Here is a 12,319-nt window from a genome sequence, read left to right as displayed (position 1 = left end):
TTGGCGCGGGCAGGTGGATTCGCGCGGGCGGCGCGGCCCCACCCGCCCGGCGGCAAGATGGCCGGCCATCCTCAGGAGCCCGCCCCATGAACAGCCCCCGAAGCATCAAGATCCCCGGCCCCGACCATCCGATCACCGTCGCGCCCAACCCCGCGCGCGTGGTCGTGACCCTCGGCGGCCGCACCATCGCCGACACCCGCGCCGCCCTCACCTTGCGCGAGGCCTCGTACCCGGCCGTGCAGTACATCCCGCGCGCCGACGTCGACATGTCGCTGCTCGAGCGCAGTACGCACACGACCTACTGCCCGTACAAGGGCGAGTGCAACTACTTCAGCATCCCGGCCGGCGGGGAGCGCTCGGTCAATGCGGTGTGGACCTACGAGTCGCCGTATGACGCGGTGGCGGGGATCAAGGACCATGTGGCGTTTTATACGGATCGGGTGGATGGGGTCGAGGAGCGGGCGGGCTGACGGTCGGACCTCCTTCGCCGTCGATCGGCGCGATGGCGCAGAGCCAAAGAAGAAGCCGGCCCCTGCTTTCGCAAGGGCCGGCTTCTTCGTTGGCTGAACCTCTAGCCTCATCGCGGGGCCGACCCGCACGATGCGACCGAGTTCTTGGTGCCGATTACAGCGGCAGCGAGTCGCCGCGGGCAGCGGCGCGGGCCTGTGCGCGCACCGCATTGCGGTCCACGGTGCCGGCGACCAGCGGCGCCACGCCCGACGAAGCGCCATCGGCGTAGGGGTTGTCGCTGTGTGCCGCGGCAACCGCTTCGGCACGCACGGCAGCGCGGCTGGTCTGCGACACGATCACTTGGGCCGGGCCGGCGTTGGCGCCTTCGGCATAGGGATCGGCGCTGCGGGCGGCGATGACGGCCTGGCCGGCGACTTCGGCGCGGCTGGCGGCCGAGGTCAGGGGATGCACGCCCTCATAGGTTTCTGCGTGGGCTGCACCGGCGGCGGCGAGCAGGGAGAGGGCAACGGCGGAGAGGAGCTTCGAGGCGTTCATTTTGAGTATTCCTTCAATTCTTGTGACTTGACTTTGGATGATTCGAACCGGTCTTGGTGGGGCGCCGTCCCTTCGGGGGCGGCCACCTCGTCAGTGCCTGTTCACCCAGATCAGTCGCTGCCTTCTGCTTGTCTTGGAGTCGGCGGCTGGTCCGTGAGACGAATTGTGCGCCTCGAATCTAGGTAAAAACCCTAGGCAAATGGAACCGCGGCGTTCACGGGAAGGAAACAATCGATCGCCCGCGCCCCGCCTGTCCTCTTCAGCGGCCCTCGAGGAAATCGACCACCGCGCCCACGAACTCCTTCGAAAACTCCACGTTCGTCAGGTGCACCGCGGGCAAGGTCAAGAGCCGCGCGCCCGGTACGGTGGCCGCGATCAGCTCGCCGTGGCTCGCGGCCGTGACCGGGTCGAACTCGCCCGCGATCACCAGCGTGGGCCGCTCGATCAGCGCGATGGGCCGGCGCAGGTCGGCGTCGCGCACGGCGGCGAGCGCGCCGGCCAGGCCCCGCGGGTCGATCTCGAGCAGCACCTGGCGGAAGGCCTGCACCACGGGGCCGTTCTCGGTCAGCAGCCGCTCGGGGAACCAGTTGCGCAGGAAGCCCTCGGCCGTCTCCTTCATGTCGGGGGCGGCGAGCACGCCGACGATGCGCTCGTCGAACACACGGGCCGGGCCGAGCCACGAGGAGGTGTTGGCCAGCACCAGCCGGTCGATGCGTTCGGGCGCGTGCACGCCCAACCACTGGCCGATGAAGCCGCCGAGCGAGAGGCCGAGGAAATGCGCGCGCTCGATCTTCAGCGCGTCGAGCAGTTCGATCGCGTCGCGGCCGAGCCGGTCCATCGAATAGGCGCCCGGCGTGACGCCCGAGCCGCCATGGCCGCGCGTGTCGTAGCGCAGCACGTGGAAATGCCGGCCCAGTGCCTCGACCTCGCCGTCCCACATCGAGAGCGTGGTGCCGATGGAGTTCGACAGCACCAGCACGGGCTTGCCGGCATCGCCATCGAAGCGGTAGGCGATGCGGGCGCCGTCGCCGGCGGTGGTGGTGTGGGTGAAGTGGCTCATGGCGTGCTTTCCTTGGCATGGCTTCGGAGCCCCGGGCTCCTGCAACGGCGATCACCGTGGCACAAATCGTAGTTGCGCCGATTGGCGAAAGAAATTACAAAGTTCGATCAATCCTTGTCAGCAAATCGAACATGAGCGAATTCACCCTGCACGACCTCCAATGCTTCGACGCGGTGGTGCGCGCGGGCGGCTTCCAGGCCGCCGCCACGCAGTTGCATCGCTCGCATCCGGCGGTGTTCGCGGCCGTGGCCAAGCTCGAGCGGCAGCTCGGCCTGGTGCTGCTCGACCGTGGCGGCTACCGCGTACAGCCCACCGAGGCCGGCCGCTCCTTCCATGCGCGCGCGCAGTCGCTGCTTCGCGAGCTCGAGGGCCTGCGCGGCCATGCGCGCCAGCTCGCGGTGGGCGAGGAAAGCGAACTGCGCGTGGTGATCGGCGACCTGTGCCCGCGGCCGCAGGTGCTGGCGATGCTGGCGCGCTTCTTCGCCTGCTGCCCGGGCACGCGGCTCGCGCTGTACTTCGAGGCGGTGGCCGGTCCGGCCGAGCGGCTGTTCGACGGCGAGGCCGACCTGATCCTGCACGGCATCGACAAGCGCGATCCGCGGCTCGAATGGATCGACCTGTGCAAGGTGCCCTTCGTGCCCGTGGTGGCGCCGGCCCTGCTGGCCGAGCCGCTGCCGCGCGCGCCGGGGCCCGAGCGCATGCGCGCCTACACCCAGTGCGTGATGCGCGACACCGCGCGCCACACGCCGCCCAAGGACCACTTCCTGATCGAGGGCGCGCACCAGTGCACCGTGGCCGACCAGCTCATGAAGAAGGAAGTGATCCTGCTGGGCCTGGGCTGGGGCCACATGCCGCGCTTCCTGATCGAGGAGGAGCTGCGCGACGGCCGGCTGCGCTCGATCGCGGGCCGCCACCTGCCCGGCAGCGTCGAGGAGCTGGTGGCGGCGCGCCGGCGCGACCGCTCGCCGGGGCCGGTCGCGAGCCGGCTCTGGGCCCACATCGAGGCCGAGGCGCCGGCATTGCGCCGCGCGCTGGCCGGCACCGGCACCGGCGAGGCCGCTAGCGCCCCAGGTCCTTCGCCGACACCCCGGCGATCCCCCAGTTCTCCTTCGGCACGTCGTGCAACCACACGCGCACATTCTCCTTCGGCGCGTTGACGGCCTCGACGATGGCGGCCGTGACCTTCTCGATCAGCGCGCGCTTCTGGTCCTCGGTGCGGCCTTCGATCAGGTAGATCTGTGCAAACGGCATGGTCCGGCTCCTTCCCTGTTCAGACGAAGCGCAGCCCGACGCTGCCCATGCCCTGCACCTTGAGCGTGACCGCGTCGCCCGCCTGCACGGCGACCGCCTCGGTGATGCCGCCCGAGAGGATCAGCGTGCCGGCGGGAATCTCCTCGCCGCGCGCGCCCAGGTGGTTGGCCAGCATCGCGATGGCCGCGGCCGGATGGCCGAGCACCGCCGCGCCGGCGCCGAAGGCCACGGGCTGGCCGTTCTTCTCGAGCACGATGCCCACGGTGCGCAGGTCGACCTCGCTCGCGGGCACGGCCCGGCCGCCGACCACGAAGCGCGAGGCCGAGGTGTTGTCGGCCACCACGCTCTTGAGGTCGAACTTGAAGTCGCGGTAGCGGCTGTCGATCACCTCGATGCCCGGCAGCACGAAGTCGGTGGCCGCGAGCACCGCGCCGATGTGGCAGCCCGGGCCCCTGAGCGCGCGTTTCGTCACGAAGGCGATCTCGGGCTCGACCTTCGGATGGATCAGCTCGCTCACCCTGCACTCGCCGCCCTCGGGCACGGCGTAGTTCTCGGCCATGAAGCCGAAGACCGGCGTGGTCACGCCCATCTGCTTCATCTTGGCGTGCGAGGTCAGGCCGGCCTTGAGGCCGACGATGCGCAGGCCGCGCGCGGTCTTGCGGCGGCGGATCTCGTCCTGGATCGCATAGGCATCGTCCCAGTCCATCTGCGGGTATTCGTCGGTGATCTTGGGCGTGTCGCGCGCCTCGAGCTCGCAGGTCTCGAGGTGCTCGGCGAGCGCGGCGATGGTCTTCGCATCGAGCTTCATGCCGCCACCTCCTGGCGCGAGCGCGCCAGCGTGATCGCCGTGTCCTCGATCATGTCCTCCTGCCCGCCGACCATGCCGCGCCGGCCCAGCTCGACCAGGATCTCGCGCGCCGGCACGCCGTACTTCTTCTCGGCGCGCTTGGCGAACAGCAGGAAGCTCGAGTACACGCCCGCGTAGCCCAGCGTCAGCGAGTCGCGGTCGACGCGGATCGCGTGGTCCATGATCGGCACGACGCGGTCCTCGGCCACGTCCTGGATGCCGAACACGTCGACGCCGGTCTCGATGCCCATGCGGTCGCAGACCGCGACGAACACCTCCATCGGCGTGTTGCCCGCGCCGGCGCCCAGCCCCGCGGCGGCGGCGTCGATGCGGTTCGCGCCCGCTTCCACCGCTGCGATCGAGTTCGCGATGCCCATCGCGAGGTTGTGGTGGCCGTGGAAGCCCAGCTCGGTGTCGGGCTTCAATGCCGCGCGCACCGCGCCCAGCCGCGCCTTCACGTCCTCGGGCAGCATGTGGCCGGCCGAGTCGGTCACGTAGATGCAATTGGCGCCGTAGCCTTCCATCAGCAGCGCCTGACGCACCAGCAGTTCGGGCGAGGCCATGTGGGCCATCATGAGGAAGCCGACCGTGTCGAGGCCGAGCTTGCGCGCCATCGCGATGTGCTGCTCCGACACGTCGGCCTCGGTGCAGTGCGTGGCCACACGCACCGTGTGCACGCCCAGGCCGTGCGCCATGCGCAGGTGGTCGACTGTGCCGATGCCCGGGATCAGCAGCGCCGAGACCTTGGCGCGCTTCATCAGCGGGATGACGGTGCCGAGGTACTCCTCGTCGGAGTGGGCCGGAAAGCCGTAGTTGACCGAGCTGCCGCCCAGGCCGTCGCCATGCGTGACCTCGATCAGCGGCACGCCCGCCTCGTCGAGGCCGGTGGCGATGTGCTTCATCTGTTCGAGCGTCATCAGGTGGCGCTTGGGATGCATGCCGTCGCGCAGGGTCATGTCGTGCACGGTGACGCGGCGGCCCTTCAGGGTGTTGGTGTTCATGGGGTGGGTGCTCCTATGCCGCGACGGCTTCGGGTTGCGGGGCGCCGGCGAGCATCGCCTCGGCGAACATCTCCGCCGTGCGCGCCGCGGCGGCGGTCATGATGTCGAGGTTGCCGGCGTACTTGGGCAGGTAGTCGCCCAGGCCCTCGACCTCGAGGTAGATCGACACGCGCTTGCCGTCGAACACCGGCCCGTTGACCAGCTTGTAGCCCGGCACGTAGCGCCGCACCTCGGCGATCATGGCGTGCACCGAGGCGGTGATGCGCGCCTCGTCGGGCGTGTCCTCGGTCAGGCAGTGCACCGTGTCGCGCATGATCAGCGGCGGCTCGGCGGGATTGACGATGATGATCGCCTTGCCCTTCGCGGCGCCGCCCACGCGCTCGACCGCGCCGGCCGTGGTGCGGGTGAACTCGTCGATGTTCTTGCGCGTGCCCGGGCCGACCGAGCGGCTCGACACGGTGGCCACGATCTCGCCGTAGGCCACGGGCTGCACGCGCGACACCGCCGCCACCATCGGGATGGTGGCCTGGCCGCCGCAGGTGACCATGTTGACGTTGGCGGGCCGTTCGCCGGCCTGCGCCATCAGCGCCTGCAGATTCACCGGCGGCACGCAGAACGGGCCGATGGCCGCTGGCGTGAGGTCGATCATCAGCACGCCGAGCGCATTGAGCTTCGCGCTGTTCTCGGCATGCACGTAGGCGCTGGTGGCATCGAAGGCGATCCGCACGCCGTCGGCCTTCACGTGCGGCAGCAGGCCATCCACGCCCTCGGCGGTGGTCTTCAGGCCCATCTCGCGGGCGCGCTTCAGGCCGTCGGACTCGGGGTCGATGCCCACCATCCACACCGGCTCGAGCACCGGGCTGCGCTGCAGCTTCGCGAGCAGGTCGGTGCCGATGTTGCCCGGGCCGATCAGCGCGCACTTGATCTTGTTCGTCATGGGTTTTTCTCCGTCAATGGAAGCGCACCGAGCAGCCGCCGAGGCCGCCGATGGAGACGCGGAAGTTGTCGCCGGCCTGGGCCGGGAACATGGCGGCGAGCGCGCCCGAGAGGATCACCTCGCCGGCCTTGAGGCCGATGCCGAGCGCGCCGAGGGTGTTGGCCAGCCACGCGACCGCATTGACCGGCGAGCCGAGCGCGGCGGCGCCCGCGCCGGTGGCGATGATCTCGCCGTTCTTCTCGAGCACCATGCCGCAGGTCGAGAGGTCGACGCGGCGCGGATCGACCGCGCTGTCGCCGAGCACGAACACGCCGCAGGAGGCGTTGTCGGCCACGGTGTCGGCAATCCTGATCTTCCAGTCGCGGATGCGCGAGTCGACGATCTCGAAGCAGGGCATCACGCATTCGGTGGCGGCCAGCACGTCGGCATTGCCGATACCCGGGCCCATCAGGTCGCGCTTGAGGATGAAGGCGATCTCGCCCTCGGCCTTGGGCTGGATCAGCGTGGTGCTGTCGATCGACTCGCCCTCGCCGACGATCATGCCGTCGAGCAGGTAGCCGAAGTCCGGCTGGAACACGCCGAGCATGTTCATCACGGCGCGCGAGGTCACGCCGATCTTCTTGCCGACGATGCGCTCGCCGGCCTCGAGGCGGCGCGCGATCATGCGCTGCTGCACGCCGTAGGCATCGGCCACGGTGATGCCCTCGTGGCGGCTGGTGAGCGGATCGACGACGCCGCGCGCGCGCAGCGCCTCGTAGAGCTCGTCGCCGAGCTGCTGGATCAGTGTGGGGTCCATGGTCTCTCTTTGCGTTGGGATGGAAGAAATCAGTCGGCCTCGGCCAGGAAGTCGCCGACCAGCCGCGCGAAGCGCGCGGCATGCTCGATCTGGGTCCAGTGGCCGCAGCGGCCGAACACATGCAGCTGGCTGTCGGCGATCCACTGGGACAGCGTCAGCGAGGTGGCGAGCGGGATCACGCGGTCCTCGCGGCCGTGGATCAGCAGCGTGGGATGCGGCAGCGCGCGGATGTCGGCCTCGGGACTGGCCAGCGCATCGACCCAGCGCTGGCGCGGCGCCGGGAACATGGCGCCGAAGGACTCCTGGAAGCCCGGCCGGATGCTGGCCTCGTAGCGCAGCTGCGCGAGCTCGTCGCTGACCAGCGTGCGGTCGAAGGCGAACACGTCCATGATGCGGCGCATGTTCTCGAACGAGGGTGTGTAGCCCCAGACGGCGTCGAGGCCCGGCGTGATCGCGAAGGGCACGCCCACGCTGCCCATCAGCACCAGCCGGCGCACGCGCTGCGGCGCGCGGATGGCCAGCGCCAGCGCGAGCGCGCCGCCGAAGGAGTTGCCGATCAGGTCGGTGCGTTCGATGTCGAGCGCGTCGAGCAGGTCGAGGGCCTGGCGCACCCAGCCATCCATGTCGTGGGCCGCGCCGGGCACGCGCTCGGTGAAGCCGAAGCCGGCCATGTCGGGCGCGATCGCGCGCCGGCTCGCGGCCAGCACCGGCAGCACGAGCCGCCAGTTGGCCCAGGCACTGACGCCCGGGCCCGAGCCGTGGATCAGCAGCACGGGCGCGCCCTGCCCCAGGTCGTGCACGTTGGTGGCGAAGCCGCCGGTGCGCACGCTGTGGGCGATCTCGGGATTGGTCACTGCCGTGTCCTCAGAGCTTGATGCAGACGTTGCGGAGCTCGGTGTAGAACTCCAGCGAATGCACGCCGCCCTCGCGGCCGATGCCCGAGGCCTTGGCGCCGCCGAAGGCGGTGCGCAGGTCGCGCAGGAACCAGCTGTTGACCCAGCAGATGCCGACCTCGACGCGCTTGGCGACGCGGTGCGCGCGGCCGAGGTTCTCGGTCCACACGGTGGTGGCGAGGCCGTAGTCGGTGGCGTTGGCGAGCGCGATCGCTTCCTCCTCGGTGTCGAAGGGCGCGATGTGGCAGCAGGGGCCGAAGATCTCCTCGCGGATCACGGCGGCCGTCTCGGGCAAGCCGGTCCAGATGGTGGGCTGCACCCAGTTGCCTTCGGCCAGCGCGCCCTTCATGGCGGGCACGCCGCCGCCCGTGACGACGGTGGCGCCTTCCTGCACGGCCTTCTCGTAGTACGACAGCACCTTGCGCTGGTGCTCGCGCGAGATCAGCGGGCCGAGGCCGACGCCGGGTTCTTCCGAAGGACCTGGCTTCAACGCCTCGGCCTTGGCCTTGAGCGCCGCGACGAACCTGTCGAAGATCGGCCGCTGCACATAGACCCGCTCGGTGCCCAGGCAGACCTGGCCGCAGTTCTCGAAGGCCGAGCGCGTGATGCCGGCCACGGCCTTGTCGAAGTCGGCATCGGCGAACACGATGCCGGCGTTCTTGCCACCGAGTTCGAAGGACACAGGCCGCACGCCCCTGGCGGCCGCGGCCATGATGGCCTCGCCGGTGCGGGTCTCGCCGGTGAAGGTGATGCCGTTCACGCCCGGATGCCGGGTCAGGAACTCGCCGGCCGAGTCGGGCCCGAAGCCGTGCACCACGTTGTAGACGCCCGGCGGGATGCCGACGGCGTTCATCACTTCGCCGAGCAGGGTGGCGGTGGCGGGCGTTTCCTCCGAGGGCTTGACGACCACGGTGTTGCCGCAGGCCAGCGCGGGGCCGACCTTCCAGGTCATCAGCAGCAGCGGCAGGTTCCAGGGGCAGACGACGCCGATCACGCCCAGCGGCGAGCGCACGGCGTAGTTGAGCGCCTGGCCGCCGTCGGGTGTGGCCATCTCGAAGCTCTCGGTGGGCACGTTCTTCACGATGTCGGCGAACACCTTGAAGTTGGCCGCGCCGCGCGGGATGTCGACATGCGAGGCCAGCGCATGCGGCTTGCCGGTGTCGGCCATCTCGGCGGCGAGAAAATCGTCGAAGCGCCGGTTGATCTCGTCGGCCACCGCATACAGCAGCTCGACGCGACGCGCGACGCTCATGCGGCCCCATTCGCCGTCGAGCGCGGCGCGGGCCGCGCGCACGGCGGCATCGACCTCGGCCGCGCCGGCCTCGTGCACCAGGCCGATCAGGCGGTTGTCGACCGGCGCCCGGTTCTCGAAGGTCTTCGCGCCGGCGACGAACTCGCCGCCGATGAAGTTCATGAACTGCTTCATCGAGCGCTCCTCAGGTCAGCACGCTCAGGAAGTTCTCGTTGAGCTTGCGGTCGTGATAGAAGATCGCGCGCCCGAGCTCGTCGTCGGTCCACACCAGCGGCGGCTTGTCCGGGTAGTAGATGTAGCCGCCCGAGAACACCTCGTTGCGGTTGCCGCTCGGGTCGAAGAAGTAGATGGTCTCGCCGCGCGTGATGCCGTGGCGCGTGGGGCCGATGTCGAGCGACACGCGCTTCTTCGAGATGATGTCGGCCGCCTTCAGCACCTCGCCCCAGTTGTCGAGCAGGAACGACGCATGGTGGAACTTGTTCTTCTCGGCATGGCGGATGAATGCGATGTCGTGCGGCTTGGTCGAGCAGGTCAGGAAGGCCGCGATGTACATGCGCTCGGGACCGGCCACCACGCTCTCGGCGAGCTGGAAGCCCAGCACGTCGATGAACAACTTCATGGTGCCGTCGAGGTCGTCGCCGTACAGCAGGCAATGGTCGAAGCGCGAGGGCGCCATGCCCTTGAGATCGTCGGGATAGACCTCGGGGTTCTCGTAGGACATGCCGTTGCCGACCTTTTCCTTCTCGGCGAACAGTTCGATCGAATGGCCGGTGGGCACGGTGAAGCGAAAGCGCCGGCCGGTGCGCAGATGCTCGCCGGCCTCGATCCACTGCAGATCGGTCGCGAGGCCGCTGGCCTTGACATCGGCCGCGAGCTTCTCGAGCGTGGCGGGCGAATCGACGCGAAAGCCCATGAAGTCCATGCCGGCCTCGTCGGCCTCGCGCAGCACCACGCTGTGGTGATCGTGCTCGTCCCAGGCCTTGAGGTAGATGCGGCCCTGCGGATCGCGCGCGGTTTCGATCAGGCCCAGCACGTCGCGGTAGTGCTTGAGCGCGGCCTCGATGTCGAGCACGCGCAGTTGCACGTGTCCGGGACGGATGACGCCGGTGATTGCCATGAGAGTCTCCTTGGTGGTTGAAAAGGTTCAGGTGGGGGAACTGGAATTTCTGGAAGTCGTTGCCGCATGCCGTTCGATGCAGCGGGCCAACTTGTCGACGGCGCGCAGGGCGAGGTCGCTTTGCGGGTAGGCCCTGCAGGCGAGCACGTAGCCCTGGGCTTCTTCCGCGGCGCTGACGTGGCAGCGGCTCATGCGCTCGTGGCGCACATGGCCCGATTCGATGCGGACCTTGCAGACGCCGCAACCGCCGCCTCGGCAGCCGACGGGGATGCCTTTGCGGCCCAATTGCTCCATGCCGCCGAGCAGGGTCTGGTCGGGTTTGCAGGGGTAGCGTTCGCCGGTGTTGTCTATGGCTACTGAGAAGGTCATGAAGGTTCTCGTTTGGTTGGCCGGGGGCGCGTGCACAGGACAGCGGGTACTTCCCTCCGCGAATGTCCCCCGCCCTTCGGGCTCCTCCTTGATTTCGCTGCGGGAAGCACCCACTGCCCTGTGCACGTGGGCGCTGTGGTGGTGCCGGCCGCACAACAACCGTTGTGTCCAGGCGCACGTCGATGGGGTACTCCCCGCAGCGAAATCAAGGAGGAGCCGAAGGCGGGGGACATTCGCGGAGGGGAGTACCCCGTCGGCGTGCGCCCGCCCCGACGTCTCCTCGATGAAACGAAGCCACGTCATCTAGAGCGCCTTGAACAAGGGACTGCGAGGCGCGGCAGAAGCCGCATCCGCCGCCGTAAAGAACTTCTCGGTATAGATATCGCGCTCGAACAGCCGCCCCTGCATCAGCGTTGCGATACAGGCCTCGGTCATCGGCGGCGGACCGCACAGGTAGGCCTTGTGCCCCCGGAAGTCGTTCGCGAAATGCGCCTTCAGCGCTTCGTGCGCATAGCCCCGCGCACCGGCCCAGTCCGAGCCTTCGGGCAGGTCCGACAACACCGGCACATAGGTGAAGTTCGGATGCGCATCGGCCAGCTGCTCGAACAGCTCGCGGTAGTACAGCTCCTCGGCATTGCGCGCCCCCTGGATCAGCGTGATCGGCAAGGTGCAGCCCTCGGCCAGCAGGTCGAGCACCATCGACTTCGGGCTCGACAGCCCCGAGCCTCCGGCCACGAAGATCATCGGCAGCCGCGCCGACTTGCGCACGAAGAAGCGGCCGTTGGGGGCCGTGAAGCGCAGCCGCTGGCCCGGCTGCAGTTCGTCGTGCAGCCAGCCCGTGGCGCGGCCGCCGGGCACGCGGCGGATGTGCAGCTCGATCAGGTCGTCGCCCGGCGCATTCGCGATCGAGAAGGCACGCTCCCCTTCCACCCCCGGCACCTGCAGCATCACGTACTGCCCGGCCTGGAACGAGGCCGCGCGTTCCGTGCGCAGCCACAGCCCGCGAATCGTGGGCGTCAGCATGCGTGCCTCCACCACCTCGGCATCGAAGTCCTCGAGCGGCAGGAAGCGCGCGTCGGGGTCCTCGTCGATCTCGGCCTCGATCACCAGGTCGGCCTGCGCCATCGCGCAGCACGCCAGGATCTTGCCCTCGTCGCGCTCGAAATCCATCAGCGCGAAGTTCGAGGCATCGCCGTGGTCGCATTCGCCCTCGAGCACCTGCACCTTGCAGGTGCCGCACACCCCGTGGCCGCAGGCGTGCGGCAGCCACACGCCCGCGCGCAGGCAGGCATCGAGCACCGTCTGGCCGTCGCGCGCCGCCACGCCCTGGCCCAGCGGCTCGATCATGATCTGGAAGCTCATGGCATCGCTCCTTGCTCGGTGGGCAGCCTCAGCTGCACGAACCCTCGATGCCGCGCAGGCCCGGCGTGCGGAAGCGGATCGCCGACTTGTGGACCAGCCCGTTGTCGGCCAGCGACTTCGCGGCGTCGGGCACGAAGGGCTTGCCCGAGTCGAACCACTCGGCCGTGGCCCAGTCGATCCTTTCGAAATCGGGATGGCTGCCGTAGACGCCGGGCAGCACCTCCGACAGCAGCGCGCCGAAGGGCATGGCCGGGGGCAGCGGCAGGCACACGGGCGAACAGAACAGCAGGTGGTCTTCCCAGCCGATGTAGAGCAGGCGGTTGCCGTGGAAGCGCTCCTCGGCATCGGCGACGGTGCCTGTGTAGCCCGGGGCGAGTGCAATGACGGACATGTTTTTTCTCCTGGATGAGTGACGGCTTCGCGTTGTGG

At 69.2% G+C, this 12,319-nt stretch carries 14 protein-coding genes and 1 pseudogene; 2 read left to right on the top strand and 13 right to left on the bottom strand.

What is annotated here, in order from left to right; genetic code table 11:
• Positions 1 to 86: 86 nt before the first annotated feature.
• Complete coding sequence (locus tag AC1HIL_RS16040; protein WP_057596307.1) at positions 87 to 470, top strand: DUF427 domain-containing protein; 384 nt, start codon at positions 87 to 89, stop codon at positions 468 to 470.
• 154 nt (positions 471 to 624) lie between these two features.
• Here the strand turns inward: AC1HIL_RS16040 and AC1HIL_RS16035 are convergent, their stop codons facing one another.
• Positions 625 to 1,005: a helicase SNF2 gene (locus AC1HIL_RS16035; RefSeq protein WP_479672153.1), complete on the bottom strand. Its 381-nt coding sequence runs from the start codon at positions 1,003 to 1,005 to the stop codon at positions 625 to 627.
• A gap of 259 nt (positions 1,006 to 1,264) precedes the next feature.
• A complete protein-coding gene (locus tag AC1HIL_RS16030) occupies positions 1,265 to 2,065 on the bottom strand; it encodes an alpha/beta fold hydrolase (protein WP_479672152.1) in 801 nt (266 codons plus the stop codon).
• Between the two features lie 131 nt (positions 2,066 to 2,196).
• On the opposite strand from AC1HIL_RS16030, the pseudogene AC1HIL_RS16025 reads away from it, so the two are divergent.
• A pseudogene (locus AC1HIL_RS16025) lies at positions 2,197 to 3,099 on the top strand (LysR family transcriptional regulator); the annotation flags it as partial.
• Positions 3,100 to 3,124: 25 nt separating this feature from the next.
• On the opposite strand, the gene AC1HIL_RS16020 reads toward AC1HIL_RS16025, so the two are convergent.
• The 11 genes from AC1HIL_RS16020 to AC1HIL_RS15970 form a co-directional block, all read right to left on the bottom strand.
• A complete protein-coding gene (locus AC1HIL_RS16020) occupies positions 3,125 to 3,316 on the bottom strand; it encodes a 2-hydroxymuconate tautomerase (protein ID WP_057597602.1) in 192 nt (63 codons plus the stop codon).
• Positions 3,317 to 3,335: 19 nt separating this feature from the next.
• Positions 3,336 to 4,124, bottom strand: a complete 789-nt coding sequence (gene dmpH, locus AC1HIL_RS16015; RefSeq protein WP_093342803.1) for a 2-oxo-3-hexenedioate decarboxylase — start codon at positions 4,122 to 4,124, stop codon at positions 3,336 to 3,338.
• Positions 4,121 to 5,164 (bottom strand): 4-hydroxy-2-oxovalerate aldolase, encoded by a 1,044-nt coding sequence (dmpG, locus tag AC1HIL_RS16010; RefSeq protein ID WP_057597600.1) that lies wholly within the window; start codon positions 5,162 to 5,164, stop codon positions 4,121 to 4,123. Before dmpG ends, dmpH begins: the two co-directional genes overlap by 4 nt.
• Positions 5,165 to 5,177: 13 nt before the next feature.
• Positions 5,178 to 6,101: an acetaldehyde dehydrogenase (acetylating) gene (locus tag AC1HIL_RS16005; protein ID WP_479672151.1), complete on the bottom strand. Its 924-nt coding sequence runs from the start codon at positions 6,099 to 6,101 to the stop codon at positions 5,178 to 5,180.
• Between the two features lie 13 nt (positions 6,102 to 6,114).
• A complete protein-coding gene (gene dmpE / locus AC1HIL_RS16000) occupies positions 6,115 to 6,897 on the bottom strand; it encodes a 2-oxopent-4-enoate hydratase (RefSeq protein WP_057597598.1) in 783 nt (260 codons plus the stop codon).
• A gap of 29 nt (positions 6,898 to 6,926) precedes the next feature.
• A complete protein-coding gene (locus AC1HIL_RS15995) occupies positions 6,927 to 7,751 on the bottom strand; it encodes an alpha/beta fold hydrolase (protein WP_479672150.1) in 825 nt (274 codons plus the stop codon).
• A 10-nt stretch (positions 7,752 to 7,761) separates the two neighbouring features.
• Positions 7,762 to 9,216 (bottom strand): 2-hydroxymuconic semialdehyde dehydrogenase, encoded by a 1,455-nt coding sequence (locus tag AC1HIL_RS15990; protein ID WP_479672149.1) that lies wholly within the window; start codon positions 9,214 to 9,216, stop codon positions 7,762 to 7,764.
• Positions 9,217 to 9,226: 10 nt separating this feature from the next.
• Positions 9,227 to 10,159 (bottom strand): catechol 2,3-dioxygenase, encoded by a 933-nt coding sequence (locus AC1HIL_RS15985; protein ID WP_057597595.1) that lies wholly within the window; start codon positions 10,157 to 10,159, stop codon positions 9,227 to 9,229.
• Between the two features lie 27 nt (positions 10,160 to 10,186).
• Positions 10,187 to 10,528: a 2Fe-2S iron-sulfur cluster binding domain-containing protein gene (locus AC1HIL_RS15980; protein ID WP_261211033.1), complete on the bottom strand. Its 342-nt coding sequence runs from the start codon at positions 10,526 to 10,528 to the stop codon at positions 10,187 to 10,189.
• Positions 10,529 to 10,831: 303 nt separating this feature from the next.
• Positions 10,832 to 11,890, bottom strand: coding sequence for a 2Fe-2S iron-sulfur cluster-binding protein (locus AC1HIL_RS15975; RefSeq protein ID WP_479672148.1), 1,059 nt, complete (start codon positions 11,888 to 11,890; stop codon positions 10,832 to 10,834).
• A gap of 28 nt (positions 11,891 to 11,918) precedes the next feature.
• Positions 11,919 to 12,281 (bottom strand): phenol hydroxylase subunit P4, encoded by a 363-nt coding sequence (locus AC1HIL_RS15970; RefSeq protein ID WP_413763880.1) that lies wholly within the window; start codon positions 12,279 to 12,281, stop codon positions 11,919 to 11,921.
• Positions 12,282 to 12,319 lie beyond the last annotated feature (38 nt).

It is taken from the genome of Variovorax sp. ISS6 (assembly GCF_056523145.1).
The sequence above is the reverse complement of the archived record's forward strand: the minus strand, read 5'-3'. Positions and strand labels throughout refer to the sequence as shown.

What these genes read in the sequence shown, in the direction of transcription:
- AC1HIL_RS16040 (WP_057596307.1), top strand. Translation starts at nt 87, where the DNA reads ATGAACAGCCCCCGAAGCATCAAGATCCCCGGCCCCGACCATCCGATC.
- AC1HIL_RS16035 (WP_479672153.1), bottom strand. Translation starts at nt 1,005, where the DNA reads ATGAACGCCTCGAAGCTCCTCTCCGCCGTTGCCCTCTCCCTGCTCGCC.
- AC1HIL_RS16030 (WP_479672152.1), bottom strand. Translation starts at nt 2,065, where the DNA reads ATGAGCCACTTCACCCACACCACCACCGCCGGCGACGGCGCCCGCATC.
- AC1HIL_RS16020 (WP_057597602.1), bottom strand. Translation starts at nt 3,316, where the DNA reads ATGCCGTTTGCACAGATCTACCTGATCGAAGGCCGCACCGAGGACCAG.
- dmpH (WP_093342803.1), bottom strand. Translation starts at nt 4,124, where the DNA reads ATGAAGCTCGATGCGAAGACCATCGCCGCGCTCGCCGAGCACCTCGAG.
- dmpG (WP_057597600.1), bottom strand. Translation starts at nt 5,164, where the DNA reads ATGAACACCAACACCCTGAAGGGCCGCCGCGTCACCGTGCACGACATG.
- AC1HIL_RS16005 (WP_479672151.1), bottom strand. Translation starts at nt 6,101, where the DNA reads ATGACGAACAAGATCAAGTGCGCGCTGATCGGCCCGGGCAACATCGGC.
- dmpE (WP_057597598.1), bottom strand. Translation starts at nt 6,897, where the DNA reads ATGGACCCCACACTGATCCAGCAGCTCGGCGACGAGCTCTACGAGGCG.
- AC1HIL_RS15990 (WP_479672149.1), bottom strand. Translation starts at nt 9,216, where the DNA reads ATGAAGCAGTTCATGAACTTCATCGGCGGCGAGTTCGTCGCCGGCGCG.
- AC1HIL_RS15985 (WP_057597595.1), bottom strand. Translation starts at nt 10,159, where the DNA reads ATGGCAATCACCGGCGTCATCCGTCCCGGACACGTGCAACTGCGCGTG.
- AC1HIL_RS15980 (WP_261211033.1), bottom strand. Translation starts at nt 10,528, where the DNA reads ATGACCTTCTCAGTAGCCATAGACAACACCGGCGAACGCTACCCCTGC.
- AC1HIL_RS15975 (WP_479672148.1), bottom strand. Translation starts at nt 11,890, where the DNA reads ATGAGCTTCCAGATCATGATCGAGCCGCTGGGCCAGGGCGTGGCGGCG.
- AC1HIL_RS15970 (WP_413763880.1), bottom strand. Translation starts at nt 12,281, where the DNA reads ATGTCCGTCATTGCACTCGCCCCGGGCTACACAGGCACCGTCGCCGAT.